Origin of the sequence: Alistipes finegoldii DSM 17242 (genome assembly GCF_000265365.1) — a bacterium.
Taxonomy (GTDB): Bacteria; Bacteroidota; Bacteroidia; order Bacteroidales; family Rikenellaceae; genus Alistipes; species Alistipes finegoldii.
In genome coordinates this window covers 2,610,273-2,635,998 of record NC_018011.1, presented here as the reverse complement: position 1 = coordinate 2,635,998, position 25,726 = coordinate 2,610,273, and the positions used below count along the sequence as shown (strand labels likewise).

22 protein-coding genes are annotated in these 25,726 nt (G+C 59.6%); 9 read left to right on the top strand and 13 right to left on the bottom strand.

Annotated features, from left to right (window positions below; translation table 11 throughout):
• The first annotated feature begins 193 nt into the window (after positions 1 to 193).
• Positions 194 to 1,549 carry an NADP-specific glutamate dehydrogenase gene (gdhA, locus tag ALFI_RS11475; RefSeq protein ID WP_014775939.1) on the top strand — a complete coding sequence of 452 codons (1,356 nt, stop codon included), beginning with the start codon at positions 194 to 196 and terminating at the stop codon, positions 1,547 to 1,549.
• Between the two features lie 67 nt (positions 1,550 to 1,616).
• Here the strand turns inward: gdhA and ALFI_RS11470 are convergent, their stop codons facing one another.
• The 3 genes from ALFI_RS11470 to asnS form a co-directional block, all read right to left on the bottom strand.
• The gene (locus ALFI_RS11470; RefSeq protein ID WP_014775938.1) at positions 1,617 to 2,222 is read right to left on the bottom strand and encodes a hypothetical protein; all 606 of its coding nucleotides are present in this window, start codon (positions 2,220 to 2,222) and stop codon (positions 1,617 to 1,619) included.
• Positions 2,223 to 2,372: 150 nt separating this feature from the next.
• The gene (gene rpoN, locus ALFI_RS11465; protein WP_009597405.1) at positions 2,373 to 3,794 is read right to left on the bottom strand and encodes an RNA polymerase factor sigma-54; all 1,422 of its coding nucleotides are present in this window, start codon (positions 3,792 to 3,794) and stop codon (positions 2,373 to 2,375) included.
• A gap of 185 nt (positions 3,795 to 3,979) precedes the next feature.
• Positions 3,980 to 5,368 carry an asparagine--tRNA ligase gene (gene asnS, locus ALFI_RS11460; protein ID WP_009597341.1) on the bottom strand — a complete coding sequence of 463 codons (1,389 nt, stop codon included), beginning with the start codon at positions 5,366 to 5,368 and terminating at the stop codon, positions 3,980 to 3,982.
• Positions 5,369 to 5,499: 131 nt separating this feature from the next.
• Here asnS and ALFI_RS11455 point away from each other — a divergent pair, with 131 nt between their 5' ends.
• From ALFI_RS11455 to ALFI_RS11420, 8 genes are all read left to right on the top strand, one after another.
• Positions 5,500 to 6,858 (top strand): glycoside hydrolase family 2 TIM barrel-domain containing protein, encoded by a 1,359-nt coding sequence (locus ALFI_RS11455; RefSeq protein WP_014775937.1) that lies wholly within the window; start codon positions 5,500 to 5,502, stop codon positions 6,856 to 6,858.
• Between the two features lie 141 nt (positions 6,859 to 6,999).
• Complete coding sequence (gene rlmH, locus ALFI_RS11450; protein ID WP_009597397.1) at positions 7,000 to 7,473, top strand: 23S rRNA (pseudouridine(1915)-N(3))-methyltransferase RlmH; 474 nt, start codon at positions 7,000 to 7,002, stop codon at positions 7,471 to 7,473.
• Between the two features lie 4 nt (positions 7,474 to 7,477).
• Positions 7,478 to 8,065 carry a helix-turn-helix transcriptional regulator gene (locus ALFI_RS11445; protein WP_014775936.1) on the top strand — a complete coding sequence of 196 codons (588 nt, stop codon included), beginning with the start codon at positions 7,478 to 7,480 and terminating at the stop codon, positions 8,063 to 8,065.
• A 76-nt stretch (positions 8,066 to 8,141) separates the two neighbouring features.
• Complete coding sequence (locus ALFI_RS11440; RefSeq protein WP_009597418.1) at positions 8,142 to 10,505, top strand: TonB-dependent receptor; 2,364 nt, start codon at positions 8,142 to 8,144, stop codon at positions 10,503 to 10,505.
• Between the two features lie 15 nt (positions 10,506 to 10,520).
• Positions 10,521 to 10,997, top strand: a complete 477-nt coding sequence (locus ALFI_RS11435) for a hypothetical protein (RefSeq protein ID WP_009597374.1) — start codon at positions 10,521 to 10,523, stop codon at positions 10,995 to 10,997.
• Positions 10,998 to 11,001: 4 nt separating this feature from the next.
• Positions 11,002 to 11,856 carry a carboxylating nicotinate-nucleotide diphosphorylase gene (nadC, locus tag ALFI_RS11430; protein ID WP_014775935.1) on the top strand — a complete coding sequence of 285 codons (855 nt, stop codon included), beginning with the start codon at positions 11,002 to 11,004 and terminating at the stop codon, positions 11,854 to 11,856.
• Positions 11,857 to 11,892: 36 nt separating this feature from the next.
• Positions 11,893 to 13,803 (top strand): LTA synthase family protein, encoded by a 1,911-nt coding sequence (locus tag ALFI_RS11425; protein ID WP_014775934.1) that lies wholly within the window; start codon positions 11,893 to 11,895, stop codon positions 13,801 to 13,803.
• Positions 13,796 to 15,181: a GNAT family N-acetyltransferase gene (locus ALFI_RS11420; protein ID WP_014775933.1), complete on the top strand. Its 1,386-nt coding sequence runs from the start codon at positions 13,796 to 13,798 to the stop codon at positions 15,179 to 15,181. The genes ALFI_RS11425 and ALFI_RS11420 overlap by 8 nt, the downstream gene beginning before the upstream one ends.
• A 103-nt stretch (positions 15,182 to 15,284) precedes the next feature.
• Here the strand turns inward: ALFI_RS11420 and ALFI_RS11415 are convergent, their stop codons facing one another.
• The 10 genes from ALFI_RS11415 to ALFI_RS11370 all read right to left on the bottom strand — a co-directional run bounded on the left by ALFI_RS11415 (position 15,285) and on the right by ALFI_RS11370 (position 25,710).
• Positions 15,285 to 16,178, bottom strand: coding sequence for a fimbrillin family protein (locus ALFI_RS11415; RefSeq protein WP_014775932.1), 894 nt, complete (start codon positions 16,176 to 16,178; stop codon positions 15,285 to 15,287).
• Positions 16,179 to 16,721: 543 nt separating this feature from the next.
• Complete coding sequence (gene folD / locus ALFI_RS11410; protein WP_014775931.1) at positions 16,722 to 17,576, bottom strand: bifunctional methylenetetrahydrofolate dehydrogenase/methenyltetrahydrofolate cyclohydrolase FolD; 855 nt, start codon at positions 17,574 to 17,576, stop codon at positions 16,722 to 16,724.
• Positions 17,577 to 17,585: 9 nt separating this feature from the next.
• The gene (purD, locus tag ALFI_RS11405; protein WP_014775930.1) at positions 17,586 to 18,833 is read right to left on the bottom strand and encodes a phosphoribosylamine--glycine ligase; all 1,248 of its coding nucleotides are present in this window, start codon (positions 18,831 to 18,833) and stop codon (positions 17,586 to 17,588) included.
• 170 nt (positions 18,834 to 19,003) lie between these two features.
• Complete coding sequence (gene purH, locus ALFI_RS11400; protein ID WP_014775929.1) at positions 19,004 to 20,533, bottom strand: bifunctional phosphoribosylaminoimidazolecarboxamide formyltransferase/IMP cyclohydrolase; 1,530 nt, start codon at positions 20,531 to 20,533, stop codon at positions 19,004 to 19,006.
• 6 nt (positions 20,534 to 20,539) lie between these two features.
• Positions 20,540 to 20,959, bottom strand: coding sequence for a pyridoxamine 5'-phosphate oxidase family protein (locus tag ALFI_RS11395; RefSeq protein WP_014775928.1), 420 nt, complete (start codon positions 20,957 to 20,959; stop codon positions 20,540 to 20,542).
• The gene (gene purN, locus ALFI_RS11390; protein ID WP_009597404.1) at positions 20,956 to 21,519 is read right to left on the bottom strand and encodes a phosphoribosylglycinamide formyltransferase; all 564 of its coding nucleotides are present in this window, start codon (positions 21,517 to 21,519) and stop codon (positions 20,956 to 20,958) included. Before purN ends, ALFI_RS11395 begins: the two co-directional genes overlap by 4 nt.
• Before the next feature lie 4 nt (positions 21,520 to 21,523).
• Entirely contained in the window at positions 21,524 to 22,549 is a 1,026-nt protein-coding gene (gene purM / locus ALFI_RS11385; protein ID WP_014775927.1) for a phosphoribosylformylglycinamidine cyclo-ligase, read from the bottom strand.
• A 23-nt stretch (positions 22,550 to 22,572) separates the two neighbouring features.
• Positions 22,573 to 23,994 (bottom strand): amidophosphoribosyltransferase, encoded by a 1,422-nt coding sequence (purF, locus tag ALFI_RS11380; protein WP_014775926.1) that lies wholly within the window; start codon positions 23,992 to 23,994, stop codon positions 22,573 to 22,575.
• Positions 23,994 to 24,710 (bottom strand): phosphoribosylaminoimidazolesuccinocarboxamide synthase, encoded by a 717-nt coding sequence (purC, locus tag ALFI_RS11375; protein ID WP_009597338.1) that lies wholly within the window; start codon positions 24,708 to 24,710, stop codon positions 23,994 to 23,996. The genes purF and purC overlap by 1 nt, the downstream gene beginning before the upstream one ends.
• Positions 24,711 to 24,747: 37 nt before the next feature.
• Positions 24,748 to 25,710 (bottom strand): endonuclease/exonuclease/phosphatase family protein, encoded by a 963-nt coding sequence (locus ALFI_RS11370; RefSeq protein ID WP_014775925.1) that lies wholly within the window; start codon positions 25,708 to 25,710, stop codon positions 24,748 to 24,750.
• Positions 25,711 to 25,726 lie beyond the last annotated feature (16 nt).

Below are 25,726 nucleotides of genomic sequence, written 5' to 3'. Positions count from 1 at the left end.
TCTGTCATTTTTTATTACGGATTTTCACCCCCGGTCCGTCCCTTCCCGCAGACAGTAAGCACAAGAGGGTCTGAAACTGAAAATCGCATAAGTAAAATATTTTAGCAAATTCTTAAAGAACTTGCAAAACTCCCGAAGATACATTATTTTTACAGCGGTACTCGAATAATAACCCTCAAAACACAGATTGACTATGAACGATCAAGCCCATCAGTACGTCGAAGATTTCATGGCGCAACTCACCCTCCGCAACCCCAACGAGCCGGAATTCCATCAGGCTGTCCGCGAGGTGGCCGAATCGCTGGCACCCCACATCGTGGCAAGCCCCGTATTGCAGAAAATGAAAGTTCTGGAGCGCATCGCCGAACCCGAACGCGTCATCATTTTCCGCGTGCCGTGGCTCAACGACAAAGGCGAAATCGAAATCAACCGCGGCTATCGCGTACAGATGAACAGTGCCATCGGCCCCTACAAGGGCGGCATCCGCTTCCATCCTTCGGTCAATCTCTCGATCCTCAAGTTCCTCGCCTTCGAACAGACCTTCAAGAACAGCCTGACGACCCTGCCCATGGGCGGCGGCAAAGGCGGTTCGGACTTCAACCCCAAGGGCCGTTCGGACAACGAAGTGATGAAGTTCTGCCAGTCGTTCATGACCGAGCTTCAGCGTCACATCGGACAGGACACCGACGTTCCGGCGGGCGACATCGGCGTCGGCGGCCGTGAAATCGGCTTCATGTTCGGCCAGTACAAACGTCTGCGCGACGAATTCACGGGCACGCTCACCGGCAAGGGCCGCGACTGGGGCGGCAGCCCGCTGCGCCCCGAAGCCACGGGCTACGGCACCTGCTACTTCGCGCAGGAGATGCTCGCCACGCGCAAAGAGAGCTTCGAAGGCAAGACCGTCTGCATTTCGGGTTCGGGCAACGTGGCGCAGTACGCCTGCCAGAAAGCCACGCAGCTCGGCGCCAAGGTCGTGACGCTCTCCGACTCGTCGGGTTACATCCACGATCCCGAAGGCATCGACGCCGCGAAACTGGACTATGTAATGGAATTGAAAAATATCTTCCGCGGCCGTATCAAGGAGTACGCCGACCGCTATCCTTCGGCGACCTACTACCCCGGCCAGCGTCCGTGGGGCGTCAAGTGCGACATCGCCATGCCGTGCGCCACGCAGAACGAGCTGAACGGCGACGAAGCGCAGGCGCTCGTCGACAACGGCTGCATCTGCGTCGCCGAAGGCGCCAACATGCCCTCGACGCCCGACGCCATCCGCATCTTCCAGCAGCACAAGCTGCTCTACGCGCCGGGCAAAGCCGCCAATGCAGGCGGCGTGGCGACGTCGGGTCTCGAAATGACGCAGAACTCGATGCGCATCACGTGGTCGCCCGAAGAGGTGGACGCCAAGCTCCGCTCGATCATGCAGAACATCCACTCCGTCTGCGTGCAGTACGGAACTCAGGCCGACGGCTACATCAACTACGTCAACGGCGCCAACATCGGCGGCTTCATGAAGGTCGCCAACGCCATGCTGGCGCAGGGATGCGTCTGATCCGCAGTCCGCATACGAAAAAGCCCGGAGCAATGCTCCGGGCTTTCCTATTTCAGATCCGCACCGACTACAGAAACAGCACGGCCAGCGCCGCGACGGCGAACCCGCCGCAGAATCCGGCCAGCACCTGCTGCCCGTTGTGACACCCCAGATAGAGACGGGCCGAAGCCAGCGCCCCGGCGCAGAGTATGGCGATCATCAGCGGAACCATCATGTCGCCCACGCCCGCGATATTCATCACCACCAGCAATGCGACCACGGCCCCCATCGCCGTCAGGTGCAGGCTGATCTTCCAATAGAGCGACACCACCAGACACATCACCTCGCAGCAGGCGGCGGCGATCATGAACTTACGCAGGAAGATGGCGGAGGGAATTTTGGCGATCGTAATGGCGCACAGCACATAGCACACGGCGCCTACCAGCAGTGGCAGAAGCCGCTCGCGGCGGTCGTCGATCCTGTAATCCGAAATCCGGCCCAGCGACCGTAGCACCCCCAGCGCCAGCAGGGGGATGATAATGGCATAAAGCGCCACCACCCACAGCAGGTAGATCTTCACGCCCGACGGATAATGCGCGAAGACGGTAAGCGTCAGCAGTACGCCGATCATGTAGAGAGGCAGCAGAAACGGGTGCAAAGCCCACGATATGCCGTTCGAGAGTTTTCTGTACATTCTTCAAATTATCACACCGGCCGCAACTGCCTCAGACCTGCCGCCGCCTTCCGGGGCGGCCCGGCGGATCAGCGCAAATCGGTTCCGTATCCGCCCGCAACGTCCCCGCACGGGGCGCAAACGGCCGGCGGCCGGTTTTCTGTTCTTCATCTATATCTGTTTGCGAAGCCGGGCGACGGGGATTCCGAGCATTTCGCGGTACTTGGCCACCGTGCGGCGGGCAATCCGGTAGCCTTTCGAGTTGAGAATGTCCATCAGCGTCTCATCCGTCAGCGGATGGCGCTTGTCCTCCTCGTCGATACACTCCTGCAATATGTTTTTGATTTCATAGCTCGACACCTCCTCGCCGCTCTCGGTCTGCATCGCCTCCGAGAAGAGCGACTTGAGCAGGATGATGCCGAACTGGGTCTGCACGTACTTGCTGTTCACCACGCGCGAGATCGTCGAAACGTCGAGTCCCGTGCGGTCGGCGATGTCCTTGAGGATCATCGGCCGCAGTTTCGATTTGTCGCCGTCCTTGAAGTACTCCTGCTGGTAGTCGAGAATGGTCTGCATCGTGCGCATCAGCGTGTCGTGACGCTGCTTGATGGCCGAGATGAACCATTTGGCCGAGTCGATCTTGTTCTTCACGAACTGAATCGCCTCCTTGTCCTTCTCGCGGACCGTGCCGTCGGAGCCGACCATCTCGCGGATCATGTCCATATAACGACGGTTCACGCGGACTTCGGGGACGTTGTACGAATTGAGCGAGAGCTGGAACCGCCCGTCCTGATAATCGAGGATAAAATCGGGAATGATGTAGGGCGTCGTGTCGGTGCCGCCCTCGGCATAGAGGTTGCCGGGCTTGGGCGAGAGCCGCCTGATCTCGGCGATCGCTTCGCGGAAATCCTCCTCCGACACCTGCAGGCGCGACATCAGTTTCTCGTAATGCTTCTTGACGAACTCTTCGAAATAGTTGGTCAGAATCTTGCGGGCCAGCCGCCGGGGGCGGCTGTTGATCGGAATCTGCGCCATCTGCAGCAGCAGGCACTCCCGCAGGTTGCGGGCGCCGATACCGGCCGGTTCCAGTTCGTGCAGGACTCCGAGCAGGCGCTCCAGCTCCTCGGCCGAAGTCTCGATTCCGAGCGTGAAGGCGATGTCGTCGGCGACGGATTCCAGATCGCGGCGCAGGTAACCGTCCTCATCGATGCTCCCGACCAGATAGGCGGCCAGACGCATGTCACGCTCCGAAAGGTTGCGGAAACCGAGCTGTTCAAGCAGATATTCGGGCAGCGAACGGCCTTCGGTCAGGAAAACCGGACGCTGTTTGTCGTCTTTCGAATAGTTGTTTATGCGGCTTTTATAGGAAGGCGTATCGTCTTCGCGCAGATACTCGTCCACGGAGATCTGCTGCGGCTGCTCCTCCTCTTCGGACGCATGTTCCTCCTCCTCCAGCACGATGTTGTCCTCAATCTCCTGTTTGATACGTTGTTCGAGCTGCACGGTGGGCAGCTCCAAGAGCTTGATCATCTGAATCTGCTGCGGAGAGAGCTTCTGCTGAAGCGATAATACCTGTTTCTGATTAATAGCCATACTTTTTCCAAATTAAGAATAGTTCGTTCTGAATTTGGTTTCTTCTTTCGGTTAGTAAACAAACGGCCGCAACCGGGTAAATCGTATGGAAAGGCGCCTATTTCTAGGCCTGCCCCGCACAGCCCGAACAAGAAATTCGTTCGGGTCCGGCAGCATGAGGTGTGAAACGGCCTTTCCGGGCGGTTTTAAAAATCGGCGTTCTTCGGCGTGCGCGGGAACGGCTGCACGTCGCGGATGTTGGTCATGCCCGTCACGAAGAGCAGCAGCCGGTCGAAGCCCAGACCGAAGCCCGAATGCGGAGCCGAACCCCAGCGGCGGGTGTCGAGATACCACCAAAGCTCCTTCTCGTTCATGCCCAATTCGGCGACCCTTGCATGAAGCTTGCCATAATCGGCCTCACGCTCCGATCCGCCGATGATTTCGCCGATTCCGGGGAACAATACGTCCATAGCGCGTACGGTCTTGCCGTCGTCGTTCTGCTTCATGTAGAAGGCCTTGATGTCCTTGGGATAGTTGATCAGGATGACGGGACGCTTGAAATGCTCCTCGACCAGATAACGCTCATGCTCCGACTGCAGGTCGCAGCCCCAGTCGCAGGGGAATTCGAACTTGCGGCCCGAAGCCTTCAGTATTTCGATGCCCTCGGTGTAGTCGAGACGCTTGAAGTCGTTCTCCAGCACGAAGTGCAGGCGGTCCAGCAGTCCGTTGTCCCACATCTTGTTCATGAATTCGAGGTCCTCGGCGCAGTTGTCCAGCGCATACCGGATCAGGTACTTGAGGAAATCCTCGGCCAGCTCCATGTTGTCCTCCAGCTCATAGAAGGCGGCCTCCGGCTCGATCATCCAGAACTCCGACGCATGGCGCGGAGTATTGGAATTCTCGGCGCGGAACGTGGGACCGAAGGTGTAGATGCGGCCCAGCGACAGCGCGCCCAGCTCGCCTTCGAGCTGGCCCGACACGGTCAGGTTGCAGGCCTTGCCGAAGAAGTCCTGCGAGAAATCGACCTGTCCCTGCTCATTCTTGGGCACGTCGTTCAGGTCGAGCGTCGTCACCTGAAACATGGCGCCTGCACCCTCGCAGTCCGAAGCCGTGATAAGCGGGGTGTGGAAGTAATAGAACCCCTCCCTGTTGAAATATTCGTGAATGGCGTAGGCCATGGCGTGCCGGATGCGCAGCACCGCGCCGAAGGTATTGGTGCGCGGACGCAGATAGGCGATGTCGCGCAGGAACTCCAGCGAATGCCCCTTTTTCTGCAGGGGATAGGTCTCCGGATCGGCCGTGCCGTAGATCTCGATCTTCTCGGCCTGCACCTCGACGCGCTGGCCCGATCCGAGCGACGCCACGAGCCGTCCGTCCACACGGATGCAGGCGCCCGTGGTGATGGGTTTGAGCTGCTCTTCGCCGAACTTGGCAAGATCGACCACTATCTGGATATTCGCAACGCACGATCCGTCATTGAGGGCGATGAACGCCACATTCTTGTTTCCGCGCTTGGTGCGCACCCAACCTTTGACGACGATGTCGGTGTCCTCGGCACCCGACTTCAGAATTTCTGCGATTCTCTGCGATTTCATATCTTTCATTTTATCAATGCTCCTATTTATCAATGCTCCTATTCGTTCTTTTCGAATTTACAAAGATACCTATTATTTGCGATTTGACAAAAAAAAAGTACCTTTGCCTAACCTATATAAGAACACGCACGATGAAACGTACCATACTGCTGACGGCGGCGATCCTCTGCGCCGCAGGCATCCGGGCACAGGACCTCTACAATATCAAGGAGCCGCCCGCGACCGAGATTCTCTCGCGTCCGGTCGAAGCGGGACGCATCCAGCGCACCGAGGTCGTTCCCTACGACAAGCGCCACGACGCCGACGCCCGCAACCGCGCAGGCGTCGAAGCCTATATCGCCTACACCCCCGAAGCGTTCGCGGCCACGGACGACGCGGTGGCCGTCGGACAGGTGATAGACATTCCCTACGTCTGGACCGACGGCGTGGTGTACCTCCACCTCGAAAACGTCGGCACGGCCTATACGCTCACGGTCAACGACACCGAGGTCGCCGAGGTCGAAGACTCCTCGACGCCCGCCGAATTCGCGCTGACGCCCTACATCCGCGAAGGCAAGAACGCCGTCGTGCTGACTCTGCGCCGCAGCGCGGCCGATGCGCTCAACGCCGCCCCGGCGTCGCGCAAGGCATTCGAAAACAGCTACCTATACACCCAGAACAAACGCTCGATCCGCGACTTCGAAATCGCGCTCGTCCCCGACTCCACCCGCAAATTCGGCGTACTCGAACTGGCCATCGTCGCCCAGAACGCATTCAACTACGACGAACCCGTCACCGTGGGTTACGACATCTACTCGCCGCAGGGCAAGCTGCTCGACTTCAACATCCGCGAAGTCGTGATTCCGGGCCGCACGACCGACACGGTGCGCTTCAGCCCCTTCATTTACGGCACCAACGCCAACAAATGGGAACCGGGCGCCAAGAATCCGCCGCTCTACAAAGTCATGCTCTTCACGCGCCGCGACGGAGCTTACCGCGAATACATGCCGCTGAAGATCGGCTTCGGCAAGACCGAATTCACCGACGGCCGCATCACCCGCTTCGACAAGGAGATCAAACTCGTCAAAACCCGCTACAACGCCGCCGCAGACCGTAAAATCACCCTCGCGGAGCTGAAAAACCTCAAATCCAAGGGCAGCAACACCGTCTGCCCCGACTATCCGCAGCCGGCGTGGTTCTACGAACTTTGCGACGAACTCGGTCTTTACGTCATCGACCGGGCCAACATCAACGCTCCCGACAGGCGCGACGACCGCCGTGTGGGCGGCACGCCGTCGAACGATCCCGCGCTGGCCGACGAATACCTCGAACGGGTCAAGGCGATGTACTACCGCTCGCGCAACCACACCTGCGTCGTCGCCTTCGCGCTGGGCGGCGAATCGGGCAACGGTTACAACATGTACAAGGCTTACGAGTGGCTCAAGTCGGTCGAGAAATCGCGGCCGGTGATCTACACCGACGCCGACGGCGAATGGAATTCGGACCTGTAATCCGCTTTTTACGGCTCCGACCCCCGGCCGGGCTACGACGCCCCGCCCCCCTTTCGCGCAGCTCCGGCAAACGCTTCGACCGGCAACCAAGTCACGGTCCGGCATGCGGCGGCAGACTGCGGAAACGATTTACGAAAAGAAATGGTCATCGAACTGATAGTCATAGGCAAAACCGACTCGAAGGAGGTCGCGTCGCTGGTCGAAATGTACGCCCGGCGCGTAAACTTCTACTGCAAATTCGCGGTCACCGCCCTGCCCGACATCCGCAACACCAAGAACCTCAGCGTCAAACAGCAGCGCACGGCCGAAGGCGAAGCGATCCTGCGCCAGTTGTCGGACGGCGACTACGTCGTACTGCTCGACGAGCGGGGCGACGAAATGCGGTCGGTCGAATTCGCCTATTGGCTCCAGAAACGCATGAACAGCGGCGTGAAACGTCTGGTGCTGGTCATCGGCGGACCTTACGGATTCTCGGAGGAGGTCTACAAACGCTCCGACGCCCGTCTGTCCCTTTCGCGCATGACCTTTTCGCACCAGATCGTGCGGGCGATCTTCGCCGAGCAGATCTACCGCGCCTTCACCATTCTCAACAACGAACCCTATCACCACGAGTAAGCCGATGGAGCGCCGTCCCGCCATAGCCGTCGCAGCGCCCAACGTCCTGATGGGCGTCGGGATGAAATCCATTCTCGAAAAGATCATTCCCGCCGCCGACGTCGAACTTTTCGGCGACTTCGAATCCTTCACGGAAGCGGACCCGGAACGCTTCTTCCACTTCTTCGTGGCGGCGCAGCTCTTCGTCACGCACGGCAGTTTCTTCCGCGCCCGGCGCAGCAAAACGATCCTGCTTTGCAGCGGACAGCCCCAGCCTGCTTATGCGGACATGCACTGCATCGACGTCTGCACCAACGAGGAGGCGATCGTCCGCGACATCCTGCGCATGCACCACGGCGCGCACCGGTCCGAACACATCGTTCCCGGCGCGGTGCGTCCTGAAGCCGCGCCCCTTTCGGGCCGCGAAGCCGAGGTGCTGGCGCTGATCGCCCGCGGTTATATGAACAAACAGATCGCCAACAGCCTGCAAATCGGGCTTACGACCGTCATTTCGCACCGCCGCAACATCATGGAGAAGCTGGGTATCCGCTCGGTGGCGGGTCTGGCCATCTACGCCCTGACGGCCGGTTACGTCGATGCCGGCGAACTGTGAAGCCCCCTCCTCATAAATTAGGATTGCAGCTTCCGAAATAAATCCGTTACTTTGCATCCGAATCAAACGCTTTACCGTGCACCTCAGACAACTGACCATACCGCTTCTGACACTCCTTCCGCTCCTCGCGGCGGCCGGGGGAGCACAGACACCGGAACGGCATGCCGCGGCAACGGCGGCAGTCGCCGGCACGGCCGGGGAGGAACCGGCCGCGGCGGATACCGTGATCGTGGTGGACAAGGTGCAGGTGACGGCCATCAAGCAGGGCATGGTCCTGCGGTCGCAGCCCGTCGCGGCGACGATTGTCGGCAGCCGCGCCATCGAACGGGAGCGCATCGGCGCACTGAAACACCTCTCCCAGCAGGTCCCCAACTTCTTCGCCCCCGACTACGGCTCGCGCATGACCTCGTCGATCTACGTCCGGGGACTCGGTGCGCGCATCGACCAGCCGGTCATGGGACTCAATATCGACAACGTACCGGTTCTCAACAAGGACAATTACGACACGGAACTGGCCGACGCCGAACGCATCGAAGTACTCCGCGGACCGCAGAGCACGCTCTACGGCCGCAATACGATGGGCGGCGTAATCAACGTCTACACCCTCTCGCCGCTCTCGTACGAGGGCGTGCGCCTGAGCGCCGAATACGGCAGCGGCGACAGCTACAAGTTCCGCGCCTCGTCCTACTACAAACTCACGCCCGATCTGGGCATGGCCGTAACGGGTTATTATACCCACACGGGCGGATTCTTCGAGAATCTCGCCACGGGCGACAAATGCGACTGGGAACGGCTGGGCGGCGGACGCTGGAAAACCCAGTGGCGCAACCGCACGGGACTCCGCATCGACAATACGCTTTCGTTCTCGGTGCTCGAACAGGGCGGCTATCCCTATGCCTATGTCGGCGACGACATCATCGGCGACGACGGACGCCCCGTCGTCCGCCGCGGGGAAATCCGCTACAACGACCCCTGCTCCTACCGCCGCACCGCCCTGAGCGACGGACTCACGATCCGCTACGACGCCGGCAATTTCACCGTCGCCTCCATCACGTGCTACCAGTATTCCGACGACGAGATGATCCTCGATCAGGATTTCCTGCCCCTCTCGTATTTCACGCTCAGGCAGGCCCGTACCGAGCATAGCGTGACTGAGGACCTCGTCTTCCGTTCGCGCGGGGACAAAGCCTACCGCTGGCTGCTGGGGGCATTCGGATTCTACCGCCACGGCACGATGAACGCCCCGGTGCACTTCAAACAGACGGGCATCGAGGAGCTGATCCTCAAATACGCCAACGAAAACGACCAGAGCTACCGCTACAGCTGGGGGCTGAAGGACGGAACGGGCGGCGACGAGCTCTTTCTGGGGAGCGATTTCCGCATGCCTTCGGCTGGCGGCGCCCTCTACCACGAATCCAACTATACGCTGGGACGCTGGCGCTTCACCGCAGGATTGCGCTTCGACTTCGAGCACGCCCGCCTGCGTTACCGCAACTATACGGATACGTGGTACACCAAAACCCACATCAAAAACGAGACTGCCTACGAACGGCCAATAGACATCGACGACCGCAGCACATTGAAACAGACCTTTACCGAGCTGCTGCCCAAATTCTCGGTCATGTACTCCTTCGACGAGACGCGCAACCTCTACCTGACCATCGCCAAGGGCTACAAGTCGGGCGGCTTCAACACCCAGATATTTTCCGACGTCCTCCAGCAGAAGATGATGAACCGCATGGGCATCGGCGAAGTGTACGACGTGCAGCGGGGCGTCGCCTACAAACCCGAATACAGCTGGAACTACGAGATCGGCGGGCATTTCTCGTGCATGGAGGGCGCGGTCCGGGGCGATTTCGCACTGTTCTACATCGACTGCCGCGACCAGCAGCTCACCGTCTTTCCGCCGGGACAGACCACCGGCCGCATGATGACCAACGCCGGGCGCACGCGCAGTCTCGGAGCCGAAGCGGCCGTTCAGATTTCGCCGTGGCGCACCTTCGACATCAACCTCGCGTACGGCTACACCGACGCCCGGTTTGTCCGGTACGAAACGACCGTAAAGAACGACGACGGCGATCCCGTGCGCATCAGCTACAAGGACAACCGCATCCCCTACGCCCCGCAGCTCACCCTTTCGGCCGGAGCCGCATGGACCGTCCCGACCGGCGTGAAATGGCTCGGCGATCTGGTGTTTCAGGCCGGCGTCCGCTGCGCGGGCCGCATCTGGTGGAACGAAGAAAATACGCTTTCACAACCTTTCTACGCGCTTACGGACGCTTCGGTACGCTTCGAACACGCCCGCTACTCGCTCAGCGTCTGGGGCCGCAACCTCACCGACGCCGGTTACGACGTATTCTATTTCAAATCGATCGGCAACGAGTTCGTCCAGCGCGGACGCCCCCGCACATTCGGCATCACACTGAACATTAACTTATAAAACGGATAACGCAACATGAAAAAATTACTATTCCTCCTGCTGGCTGCCGCAACCGTCACCGCCTGCGACAACGACGACGAAAACTTCAATCCCGACTCAGGGTCATATACCTGCACACTGAAAGTCACCGACACGGCAGGCGACGTGACAAACCAGACTTCGGGCGTAATCTGCAACCTTACCGAACAGCCGGACAAGAGCGTTGCGCTGACGATGAAGAATGTAAAATTCACCGACAACCCGCGTGAACCGGTAAAGACCATCGTATTTCCCAAACTATCACGCCACAACGACGACGGATCGACGATTTTCGAAAGCACAGGCGCAATCATCCCCGAAATCGACGATGCCCCTTACGAAGACTACGTAATTTCGAATTTCGCATGCGAAGTGACCGACAACGCAGAAAAATTCCACTTGGTCTTCACTTGCACCAACCCCACCTATCACCTGAACCACACAGCTGAATTCAACGGAACACTTATCAAATAAGAACATGAAACCCGAATACAGACCTTTCGTAGACGAGCTTATCGAGCTTTGCATCAAAGAAGACATCGGCGACGGCGACCACACGTCGCTTTCGTGCATCCCGGCCGGCGAACACGGCCGCATGCGCCTGCTTTGCAAGCAGGAAGGCATCATCGCCGGCATCGAAATCGCCCGGATCGTATTCGACCGTCTCGACCCCGACATGCACTTCGAGCAGGTGCTTCACGACGGCGACCGCGTAAAACCCGGCGACGTGGCGTTTTACGTATCGGGCCGCCTGCGTTCGCTGCTGCAGGCCGAGCGCATCATCCTCAACATCATGCAGCGCATGAGCGGCGTAGCGACGCAGACCGCCGTTTACGTCGCGCGGCTCGAAGGACTGCACACCAAAGTCCTCGACACCCGCAAGACCACGCCCGGCATGCGCGTACTGGACAAGATGGCCGTGAAGATCGGCGGCGGTGAAAACCACCGCATGGGTCTTTTCGACATGATCCTGCTGAAAGACAACCACATCGACTTTGCCGGCGGCATCCGCAAGGCGATCTGCGGCGCCCGCGAATACCTCAAGGCCAAGGGCAAGGATATTCCGATCGAATGCGAGGTGCGTTCGCTGGAGGACATCGACGAAGTCTTCGCCGCAGGCGGCGCGGACCGCATCATGTTCGACAACTTCACGCCCGCCATGACACGCGAAGCGGTGAAGAAGGTCGCCGGACGCTGCGAGACCGAATCCAGCGGCGGCATCACGCTCGACACGATGCGCGACTACGCCGAGTGCGGCGTCGATTTCATCTCGGTCGGCGCGCTGACGCACCAGATCAAGTCGCTCGACATGTCGCTCAAAGCCTGCGAATAGCCCGCGCACGAACCGCGCACGAAAACACCCCGGAACATGAAACGCCTGCTGCACACCCCCACGGCCATGCTGCTACGGCGCATTGCACTGCTTTACGCGGTGCTGATGCTCTGCCGCGTGATTTTCTATCTCTACAACGCGCAGCTGCTGGGACCGCTGAGCTGGGGAGAGCTGGGGCAGCTGCTGGCGGGTTCACTCAAATTCGACACCGCGTCGGTCGTCTACGCCGACGGGGTGTTCGTATTGCTCTCGCTGCTGCCTCTGCACGCGCGCGAACGCAAGTGGTACCGCCGTCTGCTGTTCTGGTACTACGCCGTCGTAAACGCCGTGCTGGTCGTGGCGGTCAATATGGCCGACTGCGTCTATTTCCGCTACACGCAGAAGCGGTTCACCGCCGATGAAATCTTCTTCGCCGACAACGGCAACTCGTTGCAGCTGGTCGGCAAATTCATGGCCGAAAACTGGTATCTGGTCATCGCAGCGGCGGCCCTGACCGCCCTGCTCGTGTGGGGCTACGGCCGCAAGATACGCGAGGAGAGCCTCCTGAGCCGGGGCTGGGGCTACTATGCGGGCGGCACGGCGATTTTCGTCGTCGCAGCCGGACTCTGCATCGCCGGCATGCGCGGCGGCATGACCCGCATGACGCGGCCGATCACCCTCTCCAACGCCACGCTCTACACTGCGGACAGCGGCAAGGCCAACCTGATTCTGAGCAATCCGTTCTGCATCCTGCGCACCATCGGCAGTGCGGGCGGCGTCAGCTATAAAAAATTCTTCCCGCCCGAAGAGCTGCCGCGCCGCTTCACACCGGTCCATCAGCCGGCGGACAGCACGGCCGTAAACCTCGCGGGCCGCAACGTCGTGATTTTCATTATGGAGAGCATGTCGGCCGAACATTCGGCGCACCTGATGCCCGAAATCTATGCCGACCGAAAGACCAAAGGTTTCACGCCGTTCCTCGACTCGCTGATGCGCAGCGGGTTGTGCTTCAAACGGATGTATGCCAACGGCACCCGCTCGATTCAGGCCATGCCTTCGGTGCTGGGCAGCATCCCGTCGTTCAAGACGCCGTTCGTGCTGATGCCGCAGTCGTTGGGCGAAAGCCGGCAGCTGCCGGCCATCCTGCGCGACAAAGGTTACGCCACGGCGTTTTTCTGCGGTTCGGAGCGCGGCTCGATGGGTTTCGGCGCCTATGCCCGTTCGGCCGGCGTGGAGCGGCTCGTCAGCCGCGAGGATTACGAAGCCCGGCACGGCAAAGAGGATTTCGACGGCTACTGGGGCATCTGGGACGAACCGTTCCTGCAATTCATGGGCGAGGAGCTTTCCGAAACTCCGGAACCCTTCTTCGCCACGCTCTTCACCCTCTCGTCGCACCATCCGTTCGTCGTACCCGCCCGATACGTAAACACGCTGCCCGACGGCTACACCAAAATCCACAAGGGCGTGGCTTACGACGACAATGCATTCCGCCTCTTTTTCGAACGTTTCGGCCGCGAAGAGTGGTTCCGCCGCACGGTTTTTGTATTCGTGGCCGATCATGTATCGTCCGAAAAATTCGCACCCGTGACCCGCACCTACCCCGGCAACTACCACATCATAGGCTTCATGTACACGCCCGACGGCGCGCTGCGGGGCGAGGTCGGCGACGTAGTGCAGCAGCTCGACATCATGCCCACGGTGCTGGGTCTCGTGGGCAGCGAGGAACCTTATTTCGCCTTCGGACGCGACGTGCTGAACGAGCCTGAGCGGCCACGCTGGTCGGTGTCGTACGACGGGAAGTTCCGCGCGCTGACCGGCGAAGGCGCCGTCGTGCTCGACGATTCGGGAGCGCAGGTTCAGGAGTGCCCGGTCACCCCCGCCGCCGACAGCCTGATGCAGTCGTTCCGGGCGCTGATCCAGCAGTATTACAGCCATATCGAACGCAAGAGTTACACCCCCAATGATTGAATTCAAACCCGTACGCCTCGAAGACAAACAGATCATCGAGCGCCATACCATGCCTTCGGGCATCCTCAACTGCGACCTCGCATTCGCCAACATGTACTGCTGGCAGGCAATGTACCATAGCGCATGGGCCGTGATCGACGGCTTTCTGGTCATCCGCTTCCACATCGGCGGCGGCGAGAAGATCGGCTACATGCAGCCCGTCGGCGAGGGCGATTTCGCGGGCATCATCCCCGCCCTGCGCGAAGACGCCCACGCCCACGGGCAGCGTCTGCGCCTGATCGGCCTGACGGACGAAGGCCGCGAGATGATCCGCAACATGCACGCGGGACTTTTCGCATTCGAATCGGACCGCGCACTGGAAGACTACGTCTACAACGCCGAAGACCTGCGCAACCTGACGGGACGCCGCTACCAGCCCAAGCGCAACCACATCAACCGCTTCATGTCCGAATACCCCGACTTCCGGTACGAGAATCTGACGCGCGACCGTTTCGCGGAGTGCATGCAGCTCGAACGCGAATGGCGCCGGGCGCACGAGGGACACACCTCGGAACTCTGCGCCGAACAGCGGGCCATGCAGCGGGCCTTCGACCACTTCGAGGAGCTGGAAATGCTGGGCGGCTGCATCTACGTCGGTGACAAGCTGGTCGCCTTTACGTTCGGCTCGGCGGTCAACGACCACACGTTCGACACCCACGTCGAAAAGGCCGACACGGATTACGACGGAGCCTTCACGATCATCAACAAACTCTTCGCCGAGCATCTGCCCGAACGCTTCACGCTGATCAACCGCGAGGAGGACCTCGGCATCGACGGTCTGCGCCAGTCGAAACTCTCCTACCACCCCGCCGTCATCCAGCACAAATTCACGGCCATACACCTGCACCCCGACGAAATCGCCTGCAAAGAGTTGTGGACCGCGGCCTTCGGCGACGACGAACAGTTCATCGACTCGTTCCTGATACGCTACTACAGCCGCAGCCGCATGCTCACGGCCGAATACGAAGGCCGCACGGCGGCGATGCTCCACCTGCTGCCGTTCGAAAGCCAGCTGGGCCGCACGACCTATATCTACGGCGTGGCGACGGCTCCCGAATTCCGCCGCCGGGGGCTGGCCGGCAAGCTGATGGGCGAAGCGATGCGGCTGATCGCCGATCGCGGCGACGACGCGGCACTGCTGATCCCCAGCGAGGAATGGCTGCGCGGATTCTACGCCCCATACGGATTCTCCGGCGCAATTCCCGTAACCTTCGCTTCGCCGGACGGCTTCGACTTCGGCACGGGCGATCCGTCGAAGGACCTTGCGATGGTCTGGCGCCGCGATGCCTCGGCCCCGATGCCCGAAACGCTGCAATGCAGTTACTATAAGAAAAAATAGTGCATCCGGAGCAGATTCCGACAACGGCTCTTACAATAAAAAGGGAACTGTCCTTGCAGACAGTTCCCTTCATGTTTACGGTCGGGGCAAACGGCCAGTCCCCTTATTTCAGATCTGCCGAACCATTACCGCCGGCAGTCCAGTCCGGGACCTGCACGCCGGAGACCGATATCTCCGTTCCCGTTATGTTTATCGTAATGTTATAATTCGCGCCGGCATCCAATTTGGCAATATCCTTGACTGCGATATTCTGATACGCAGTCCCGTCGAGCGTACAATCGAGTGTCAACGAAGCTGCAGCTTTGGGAAGGACCAATGCCGTAACGGCATTCGGACTCGTAAAGTCAGTAGCCGTACTGACCACCGTCAGGTCGGCATCCGTAACAGTCGAATAAGAACCGTTTGAAATATCTATTGTCGAGACTCCGGGAGTTCCCTTGACCACGAGCGACGAAAGACTCGGCGCACTGAACGGGTAGTTCGTGGCATTCAACGTAAACGTCAGTTTTGCAAAAGCGTGTTTCAGAGTCAATGCCAGATCCGTGCACTTACCTGAATTCACCTCCGTATTCTCCTGATATACAAAATCGACGGCCGCAGTTGTATTCCCCGGATTCAGCGTAAAGACATTGGGAGCAGCCTCGGCATCGGGTTCGATGCCGACCGGAGCCCAAGCGACCATATTCCGGGAAGATTTCAACAAATAAATCGCGGGAGAAATCGAATAGCCGCTGCCAACCGTATATTTAACTTCCTGATTATTTACAGCCGTGGAATAAGCATCATTGGTGTCGAGATTGATTTTGAACGAGGCATTGAGCGGAGTCGGATCGCCTGCCGCACGGGTTTCCAGAGCTGCAGTAACAACCGACTGGAATCCTAATGCTGCGCTTTCAGGCTGGGGGGGGGTAACTTCATCCTGCTTGTCACACGAAGTAAAAAAGGCCGCAGCCATCGCTGTCGCTGCAAGGGCAGCAACCAAATAAAAACGTTTCATTGTTGAGATTTTTTTAAATTAGTGTACGTATTTTCCGGACGGTCTGCAACTCGCAGGACGAATTAAGCGGGCAATCCTTATTGTTCTATCAAAAAAGGTCGCAATTATTCACACCGATCCGAATTGTTTAATTTCGCACACACAATTTCGTTCATTGTGACATTCGAAGGTAAGCATAATCCCCTGCAGATGTACCTCAAGAACCGCTAAAGCCCAGCAAAAGGACTTTTTTGTATACCAAGTCGCACTACAACGGACAGCCCGTGGACGCAAATGTATACCAACACCAGCAAAAAGGATAAAGACAGCACGCAAAACCCAGCGAAAGCCGTCCGCCGCCGCACACGGCACACGGCACACAGCACACGACACCAATCCCTGCGCAGCGGCACGGAGATAACGGCAAAGGCAAGACGCAGTTTGTCCCGCAGGAAAACAAATGCCCCGAAGCTTTCGCTTCGGGGCATTTCGGTCCGGCCACGGACCCTATCTTATCGGAATGCTTGTCCCAAACCGGGAAAACCCGATTCAGGCATTCATCATCTATTTCCGGCCCATCCGCCGCAGAAAACACTCGATCGTATTCTCCATCAGGCAGCAAATCGTCATCGGCCCCACACCGCCCGGCACGGGGGTGATGACCGAAGCCTTCGGCTCGACTGCGGCGAAATCGACGTCGCCGCACAACTTCCCGGTCTCAGGATCGCGGTTTACACCCACGTCGATCACCACGGCGCCTTCACGCACCATGTCGGCCGTTACGAATTTCGGCCGGCCGATCGCCACGACCAGAATATCGGCCCGGCGTGTCACCTCCGGCAGATTGCGCGTGCGGCTGTGCGTCATCGTCACCGTAGCATTCTCATCCAGCAGCAGTTTCGACACGGGAAGCCCCACGATATTGCTGCGGCCGATCACCACGGCCTCCTTGCCCGCAATCCCGACGCCTGCGGCCTTCAGCATCTTGATGATGCCCTTCGGCGTGCAGGGGAGCGTGCAGGGCTGTTTCTGCCACAAAGCCGCCACGTTCAGGGGATGAAAGCCGTCCACGTCCTTGGCCTTGTCGATCGCCTCGATCACCTTGTCCTCGTCGATATGTTTCGGCAGGGGCAGTTGCACCAGAATACCGTCCACCTCCGCGTCGGCATTCAATTCGGCGATAATGCCGAGCAGCTCCGCTTCCGAAATCGTCTCCGGCTTGCGGATCGTCGTGTTGCGAATCCCCACCTCGGCCGACGCCTTGGCCTTACCCGTCACATACGACACGCTGCCGGGGTCTTCACCCACCAGAATCACGACCAGATGGGGCACCCGGCCGTATTTTTCGCCGAACGTCGCCACCTCGGCGGCCATCTCGGCCTTAAGTTTCGCTGAAAGTTCTTTTCCGCTGATTATCATATTTTCCAACTATTTTTCAAATGCCCAGTGTCCGATATCGGTCCTGTAAAAAAGATTGTCGCATCCGATCTGCACCACGTCCTTCAACGCATTCGCACGGGCTTCGGCCAGCGTCGCCCCCTTGCCTACGACGAACAGCACACGGCCGCCCGCCGTCAGAATACGGCCGCCGTCGGCCTTCGTACCCATATGGTACACAGCGCTTCCGACCCGGTCGAGTCCCTTGATCTCGTGTCCCTTCTCATAGGAGCCGGGATAGCCCTTCGAGGCCAGTACGACGCCCAGCGTCGCGAAATCATGCCATTCGAGCCGCGTATCCGCTCCGTCGGTCACGGCGCAGAAGATATCGACGATATCGCTCTTCAGGCGCGGCAGCACGACCTCGGTTTCGGGATCGCCGAAACGAGCGTTGAACTCGATCACCTTGATCCCCTGCGGAGTCTTCATCAGACCGCCGTACAGCACCCCTTCGAACGGACACCCTTCGGCGACCATCGCATCGGCCGTCGGCTGCAGGATCCTTTCGAGCGCATACCGCTCATCCTCCGCCGTAACGAACGGCAGCGGGGAATAGGCCCCCATACCGCCCGTGTTGGGCCCCTTGTCGCCGTCGAAGGCGCGCTTGTGGTCCTGCGCCAGCGCCATCGGCCACACCTTGCGGCCCGACACGAAGCACATGAACGAAAATTCGGGTCCCGTAAGGAAGTCCTCGACCACGACCTTGCCTTCGCCGAACTTGTCGTCGAGCAGCATGTCTTTCAGTGCGGCGTCGGCCTCTTCCAGCGTCTCGGCGATCACCACGCCCTTGCCGGCCGCCAGCCCGTCGTACTTCAACACCGCCGGAAGCGGACGCGAAGCCACGTAATCCAACGCTTCGGCATACTCCGTGAAAGCGCGGTACCCCGCCGTCGGAATAGCGTATTTGGCCATCAGGTCCTTGGCGAACTCCTTGCTCGATTCGATCCGCGCGGCGGCTTTCGTCGGGCCGAAGATCCGCAGCCCGGCGGCCTTGAACGCATCGACGACTCCCGCCGCCAGCGCCACCTCCGGCCCCACGACCGTAAGGCCGATTTCGTTGGCCGCTGCGAAGTCGCGCAGTCTCTCCACCTCGGTCTCCTTGATCGCCACGCACTCGGCCTGCGCCGCAATGCCCGCATTGCCGGGGGCGCACCAGATTTTCTCCACCTGCGCCGAGCGTGCGAGGGCGTCTACGATCGCATGTTCACGGCCGCCGCCGCCTATTACCAGAACTTTCATATCCGTTTATTTTATCCGTTCTTTCAAAGAAATTTCAAAAATATCCATGTTTTTTCACAGATGAATCAAGCGACAAACCTGACAATCTTTATCCAAAGTCCCCCTTTTCAAAGGGGGATTCAGGAGGATTATCAATATAGTTCGCCGCATGGTCAAGCACTAAAGCTCTGCTAGTGCTTGAAATGCCTTTCGCCCGTAAATACCATGGCGATGCCCTTCTCGTCGGCCTTCTTGACCGAATCTTCGTCGCGCACCGAACCGCCCGGCTGCACGATCGCCGTCACGCCGTATTCGGCGGCCAGCGTCACGCAGTCGTCGAAGGGGAAGAAGCCGTCCGAAGCCAGCACCAGCCCTTCGGTAACGCCCGCGGCATGCGCCTGTTTGAGGGCGATCTCGGCCGAACCGATGCGGTTCATCTGGCCTGCGCCGACGCCCAGCGTCCGGCCGTCCTTCACGACCACGATGGCGTTCGACTTCACATGCTTGACGATATGCCAGCCGAAGTTCATGTCGTCCATCTGCTCCGCTGCGGGTTTCGCCGCCGTCACGCACATATCGGCCGTCACGCTCTTCGTCTCCACGTCGAGGTCCTGCACCAACAGACCGCCGTTCACGCTGACATACTGCTTCTGTCCGACGGCGCCCTGCTCCATATCGACCTCCAGCAGCCGCAGGTTTTTCTTCGTGCAAAGCACTTCGAGCGCGCCCTCGTCGAATTTGGGAGCCATGATGATTTCGAGGAAAATCGGCTTCATCAACTCGGCCGCCTCCTTCGTAACGGTGCGGTTCGTCGCCACGATACCGCCGAAAATCGACACCTTGTCGGCTTCATAGGCCTTGGTCCACGCCTCCACGACATCCTTTCCTACCGCCGCGCCGCAGGGATTCATATGCTTCAGACCCACGCAGAAGGGCTTGTCGAACTCACGCACGATGCACAGCGCGGCGTTGGCATCCTGGATATTGTTGTACGACAACTCCTTGCCGTTGAGCTGCTTGGCAAAAGCCAGCGAATAGGGAACCTTTTTCTCCTCGCGGTAGAATCGGGCCGACTGGTGCGGGTTCTCGCCGTAACGCAGCGACTGCACGAGGTCGAATTCGAGAAACAGCTTCTCATTGAGTCCGGCCTGCGCACGCATGTAGGTCGCGATCATCGAATCGTACTCGGCGGTATGGGTATAGGCCTTGGCCGAAAGCTTCAGGCGCGTAACCTTCTCGGTATTGCCGCCGGCGCGGATTTCGTCGAGAATCTGCGCATAGTCCGCAGGGTCGCAGACCACCGTCACGTCGGCCCAGTTCTTGGCCGCCGAACGCAGCATCGAGGGACCGCCGATATCGATATTCTCGATGGCGTCCTCCATCTTCACGTCGGGCTTCGAGATCGTCTCCCGGAACGGATAGAGGTTCACGCAGACCATGTCGATAAACTCGATCTTGTTCTCCTTCAGCGCTTTCAGGTGTTCGGGATCGTCGCGGCGGGCCAGCAGGCCGCCGTGCACGTTGGGGTGCAGGGTCTTGACGCGGCCGTCGCAGATTTCGGGAAATCCCGTCACGTCGCTGATGTTGATAACCTCGACACCGCTGTCGGCCAGCAGTTTCATCGTGCCGCCCGTGGCGATCACCTCCCAGCCCAAGGCACGCAGGCCCTTGGCGAAATCAACGACACCCGTTTTGTCGCTGACACTTATCAATGCTCTCATCTGTTACTATTTTATTTCGATATTTTCCGAATGAAAATTACTGTAATACCTGCCTTCCACGGCCGTAAACCGCAGTACGCTGTAGTCCGGATCGTCCACGCTCTGCGGATAATACTCCGTATCGCCCTCGCGCCAGATCAGCCGCCGGCTGGCAGCGTCCTCCAGCACCTCCATCGTCCCGCGGAGCATCAGCCCCTCGAAAGAAGCCCCGTCGCAGAAATAGACGGCCGCCTTGGGATTGCGGCGGTATTGCGCCGCACGCATCGACGAGGTGTTGGTCGTAAAGTAGAAGACCTCAAGCCCCTCCCGTACGCGCGGTGCGAGCATGGCCTTCATATTGGGGAAACCCTCGGCATCGACCGAGCCGATAAAGGCGACGGCCTGCCGGTCGACGAGCGATTCGAGCGTATTGAATGCGACACTCATGGATCGAGCAGTTTTTTTATCGTTTCTACGTAAAGCGGATATTCCACCGCATGAATCCGGGCTTCCAGCTCTTCGATGTCATCACCGTCGTACTCGAAGGCCCGCTGGGCGATGATCCGTCCGCCGTCGAGCGACGCATCGACATAGTGGATCGTCACCCCGAACACCTTGACGCCGTATTCCATCGCCTGTTCGATGGCATGCGCTCCGCGGAACGCCGGCAGCAGCGAGGGATGGATATTGACGATCCGTCCTCCGTAAGCCTCCAGCAACACGTCACCGACGATGCGCATATACCCCGCCAGACAAACCAGTTCCACGCCCGCGGCATCGAGCAGCCGCACGATTTCACGTTCGTAATCGGCCTTCGAAGCGTACTCCTTCGGCGCGAAGACAAACGTTTCGACACCGTGCGCGGCAGCGCGTTCGACAACCCGCGCTCCGGGTTTGTCGCAAACCATGAGCACCACCTCGCCCCCGGTCACGCCCTGCTCGCAGGCCGAGACGATGGCTTCGAAGTTGGTGCCGCTGCCGCTGGCGAAGACTGCGAGGCGTCGCACGGCCTTAGCGGATTACGACACCTTCGGCGTCGGTTACACGTCCTATCACCGAGGCCTTTTCGCCCTGCGCGGTCAGGATGCCGATGGCCTTGTCCGCCTCCGACGCATCGAGGGCGATGACCATGCCGATACCCATGTTGAAGATGTTGAACATCTCGCGGTGCGCCACCTTGCCGTACTTTTCGAGGAAGCGGAACACGGGCAGAATCTCCCATGCGCCCTCATCGATTTCGAGTCCCTGCCCGTCGTGCAGGATGCGGGGAATATTCTCGTCGAATCCGCCGCCCGTGATGTGGCTGATGCCGTGTACGTCGCAGTTGCGGATCACCTCCAACACCTGCTTGACATAGATTTTGGTCGGAGTCAGCAGCACCTCGCCCAGCAGTTTGTTCGACAGTTCGGGATATACCTCGTGCAGGTCGAAGCAGTTGTCGGCGACGATCTTGCGCACAAGGCTGAAACCGTTGGAGTGCACGCCGCTCGACGCGATGCCGACCAGCACGTCGCCCGCCTTGACCTTCGAGCCGTCGATCAGTTTCGACTTCTCGACCACGCCGACCGTAAAGCCCGCGATGTCATACTCGCCCTGCGCATACATGCCCGGCATCTCGGCCGTCTCGCCGCCCACCAGCGCGCAGCCGGCCTGACGGCAGCCTTCGGCCACGCCGCTGACGATGGCTTCGATCTTCTTCGGCTCGTTGTGGCCCACGGCCACGTAATCGAGGAACACCAGCGGTTCCGCGCCCTGCGCCAGCACGTCGTTCACGCACATGGCCACGGCATCGACGCCGATCGTGTCGTGCTTGTCCATCTCGAACGCCAGCTTGAGCTTGGTGCCCACGCCGTCGGTGCCGCTCACCAGCACCGGCTCCTTCACGTTCAGCGCCGAAAGGTCGAACATGCCGCCGAAGGCGCCGATATTGCCCATCACGCCCAAACGCGAGGTCGACGCGACGTGCTTCTTGATACGCCGCACCACTTCGTATCCGGCTTCGAGGTTTACGCCGGCCTTCTCATAACTCTGTGCCATTATAGTCTACTTGAATGGTTTACTTAACATTTTACATCTTTGTTCGCCTCATCGACCGACTGGTACAGCGCCGTGGGATACTCGCCCGTGAAGCAGGCCATGCAAAGCTCCTTGCGGTTGCCGGCCTTGAGCAGCGCGCCGGGCGTCAGGAACGCCAGCGAATCGGCGCAAATCTCCTCGCGTACGCCTTCGAGGTCCTTGCGGGCCGAAATCAGCTCGTCGCGCGTCGAAGTGTCCACGCCGTAAAAACACGGATGTGTCATCTGCGGACTGGCGATGCGCACATGCACCTCCGTCGCCCCGGCCTCCTTGAGCATCGTGACGATGCGGCGCGAAGTGGTGCCGCGCACGATCGAGTCGTCCACCAGCACGACGCGCTTGCCCTTGACGATGCTGCGCACGGCCGAAAGCTTCATCCGCACACCCTTCTCGCGCAGCTCCTGCGAGGGCTGGATAAACGTACGGCCGATATACTTGTTCTTGATGAGTCCCATTTCGTACGGCAGGCCGCTCGCTTCGGCGTAGCCCATCGCTGCGCTGAGGCTCGAATCGGGAACACCGACCACGATATCCGCATCGGCCGGCGACTCCTTGAAGAGCAGACGCCCCGACTCCTTGCGGTAGGCGTGGACGTTGCAGCCGTCGATGTCGCTGTCCGGACGGGCGAAGTAGATATACTCCATCGAGCACATCTCGCAGCGCTTGTACATCGAGTAGTCGCGGCTGCGGATACCCTGCCTGTCGATCGTCACGATCTCGCCCGGCTCGACGTCGCGCACGAACTCGGCACCCAGCACGTCGAACGCGCAGGTTTCGCTCGACACGACATAGCCGTCGCCCAGCCGGCCGATGGCCAGCGGACGCAGGCCGTATTTGTCCCGGCAGGCGTAAATGCGGTTGGCGGTCATGATCAGGAACGCGAACGCCCCCTCCAGCATGTTCAGCGCATCGATGATCGAAAAGATGCGCGGCCGGTCGTGGTAGCGGGTCTCCTTCTTGATCAGGTGGGCCAGAATCTCGCTGTCCGACGTGGACTGGAACAGGCTGCCCTTGTTCTCCAGATACTCGCGCAACAGGGCCGAATTGACGATGTTGCCGTTGTGGGCCAGCGCGAAATCGCCCGTGTTGTGACGGAACAGAAACGGCTGCACGTTCTCGATGCCGCCGCCTCCGGCGGTCGTATAGCGCACATGGCCGATGGCCGTATTTCCCTTGAGCGTCGCCAGTTTCGCCTCGTCGAACACCTCGGTCACCAGTCCGCTGCCCTTGATGCGGCGGAAAATTCCCCCTTCGTCGACGGCCACGATACCCGCGCCCTCCTGTCCGCGGTGCTGCAGTGCATGCAGGCCGTAATAGCTCAGCGATGCAGCGTCGGGCACCCCGAAGACGCCGAACACACCGCACTCCTCATGCAACTCCCGGTCGCTAATCTGCCGCATCGCCATTACTCCACGATTTTCTGCAGACGGGCAAGAATCTCCTCGTAAGCCTCGCGCACCTTGCCCAGATCGCGGCGGAAACGGTCCTTATCGAGTTTCTCGTTGGTGGACATGTCCCACAGACGGCAGGTGTCGGGCGACACCTCGTCGGCGAGGACGATCTCGCCGTCCGACGTGCGGCCGAACTCGATCTTGAAGTCCACGAGGTTGATGTTCATCTTGGCGAACATGTTCCGCAGCACTTCGTTGATGCGCGAAGTCATGGCGTAAATCAGATCCAGCTCGTCGTAGGTCACGGCGCCCAGCGCTACGGCGTGGTGGTCGTTGATCAGCGGGTCGCCCAGTTCGTCCTTCTTGTAGCAGATGTCGTAAATGGTGTTCGACGGCTGCGTGCCCTCCTCGATGCCCAGACGCTGGGCCATCGAGCCTGCGATGATGTTGCGCACGATCACCTCCAGCGGAATGATCGTCACCTTGCGGCAGATCTGGTCGCGGTCGTTGATCGTCTCGATGTAGTGCGTCTTGATGCCCGCCTTCTGAAGCTCTTTGAAAATCAGGGTCGAGATGGCGTTGTTCAGCACGCCCTTGTTCTCGATCGTAGCCTTCTTGATGTTGTTGAAAGCCGTCGCCGCATCCTTGTAGTGAATGATGATCTTTTCGGGATCGTCGGTGCGGAAAACCTGTTTTGCCTTGCCCTCGTAGAGCATTTCGAGCTGTTTCATGATGTTTGTGTTTTTTAAGTTTATTTGTTGATTCGTTCTATTTCATATCAAAGTCCACCAGAATCGGACGGTGGTCCGAGGGGTGGTAGAAGTTCGACAACTTGCCCGGATCGCGCACCGGCTCGGTGAAGTCGTCCGCAATCACCTCGGCACGGGTGATCCGTTCGCAGAGCGGCGGCGTGCAGTAGACGAAGTCGATGCGGCTCTGCCCGTGGGTCGTGGTATGGAATTCGCCGGGGTGCTTCTCCGCGATCACGTCGACATAGGGCGTATGCTCCGCGATATAATCATGCACCAGCAGGCGCGTGTCGTCGTCGGGATAGTTGTAAACCCGGTTGTCGAGGCGCGAGCGCGAATTGAAGTCGCCCATCATCATCCACAACTGCTGTCCGGCGTCGGACTGCGTAGCGATCGTATGCGAGCAGATATACTCGATCTCCATGCGCCGGTAACGGTCACCGCCGTGTTCGGCCCTGCTGGCGTCGCGGTCCACGGCCTGAAAGGCATACGCCTGCGGCCACGTATGGAGCGTCACGATATTGACCGGCCTGCCGTTCTTCACGATCCGGGCCCAGCCCGCGCCGTGCGAAACGATGCTGTCGGGAGCTTGGCCGACGATCCGCTGCACGTTCTCGATCGGATACTTCGACGTAACGACCTGCGGGAAATTGTCGCGGTGGCCGCCCACATACCAGTATTTATGACCGTAACGGGCCGCCAGTTCGCCCCAGTTAGCCGTCAGGTAGCGATCGACGGAATCCATCCTCTCCGCCGTACCCGACTTATAGATCGACTGGGCCTCGCACCACACGCATACGTCGGGATCGTAGCCTTTGACCCACGCCACGAAATTGTCGTAGCCGTTGCTCTGGTCCGACCACATGCCGTTCTGAATATTCCAATAGAGCAGACGCATGTCGTCCGTCCGCTCGCCGCATCCTGCGCTCAGCGCCGCCGCAAAAAGCAGGAGCGCCGCAAAACGATAAAAAGAGGTCTTCATAGGCATATGGTTTCGG

Coding starts and splice junctions, on each gene's coding strand:
- gdhA (WP_014775939.1), top strand. CDS start 194: ATGAACGATCAAGCCCATCAGTACGTCGAAGATTTCATGGCGCAACTC.
- ALFI_RS11470 (WP_014775938.1), bottom strand. CDS start 2,222: ATGTACAGAAAACTCTCGAACGGCATATCGTGGGCTTTGCACCCGTTT.
- rpoN (WP_009597405.1), bottom strand. CDS start 3,794: ATGGCTATTAATCAGAAACAGGTATTATCGCTTCAGCAGAAGCTCTCT.
- asnS (WP_009597341.1), bottom strand. CDS start 5,368: ATGAAATCGCAGAGAATCGCAGAAATTCTGAAGTCGGGTGCCGAGGAC.
- ALFI_RS11455 (WP_014775937.1), top strand. CDS start 5,500: ATGAAACGTACCATACTGCTGACGGCGGCGATCCTCTGCGCCGCAGGC.
- rlmH (WP_009597397.1), top strand. CDS start 7,000: ATGGTCATCGAACTGATAGTCATAGGCAAAACCGACTCGAAGGAGGTC.
- ALFI_RS11445 (WP_014775936.1), top strand. CDS start 7,478: ATGGAGCGCCGTCCCGCCATAGCCGTCGCAGCGCCCAACGTCCTGATG.
- ALFI_RS11435 (WP_009597374.1), top strand. CDS start 10,521: ATGAAAAAATTACTATTCCTCCTGCTGGCTGCCGCAACCGTCACCGCC.
- nadC (WP_014775935.1), top strand. CDS start 11,002: ATGAAACCCGAATACAGACCTTTCGTAGACGAGCTTATCGAGCTTTGC.
- ALFI_RS11425 (WP_014775934.1), top strand. CDS start 11,893: ATGAAACGCCTGCTGCACACCCCCACGGCCATGCTGCTACGGCGCATT.
- ALFI_RS11420 (WP_014775933.1), top strand. CDS start 13,796: ATGATTGAATTCAAACCCGTACGCCTCGAAGACAAACAGATCATCGAG.
- ALFI_RS11415 (WP_014775932.1), bottom strand. CDS start 16,178: ATGAAACGTTTTTATTTGGTTGCTGCCCTTGCAGCGACAGCGATGGCT.
- folD (WP_014775931.1), bottom strand. CDS start 17,576: ATGATAATCAGCGGAAAAGAACTTTCAGCGAAACTTAAGGCCGAGATG.
- purD (WP_014775930.1), bottom strand. CDS start 18,833: ATGAAAGTTCTGGTAATAGGCGGCGGCGGCCGTGAACATGCGATCGTA.
- purH (WP_014775929.1), bottom strand. CDS start 20,533: ATGAGAGCATTGATAAGTGTCAGCGACAAAACGGGTGTCGTTGATTTC.
- ALFI_RS11395 (WP_014775928.1), bottom strand. CDS start 20,959: ATGAGTGTCGCATTCAATACGCTCGAATCGCTCGTCGACCGGCAGGCC.
- purM (WP_014775927.1), bottom strand. CDS start 22,549: ATGGCACAGAGTTATGAGAAGGCCGGCGTAAACCTCGAAGCCGGATAC.
- purF (WP_014775926.1), bottom strand. CDS start 23,994: ATGGCGATGCGGCAGATTAGCGACCGGGAGTTGCATGAGGAGTGCGGT.
- purC (WP_009597338.1), bottom strand. CDS start 24,710: ATGAAACAGCTCGAAATGCTCTACGAGGGCAAGGCAAAACAGGTTTTC.
- ALFI_RS11370 (WP_014775925.1), bottom strand. CDS start 25,710: ATGAAGACCTCTTTTTATCGTTTTGCGGCGCTCCTGCTTTTTGCGGCG.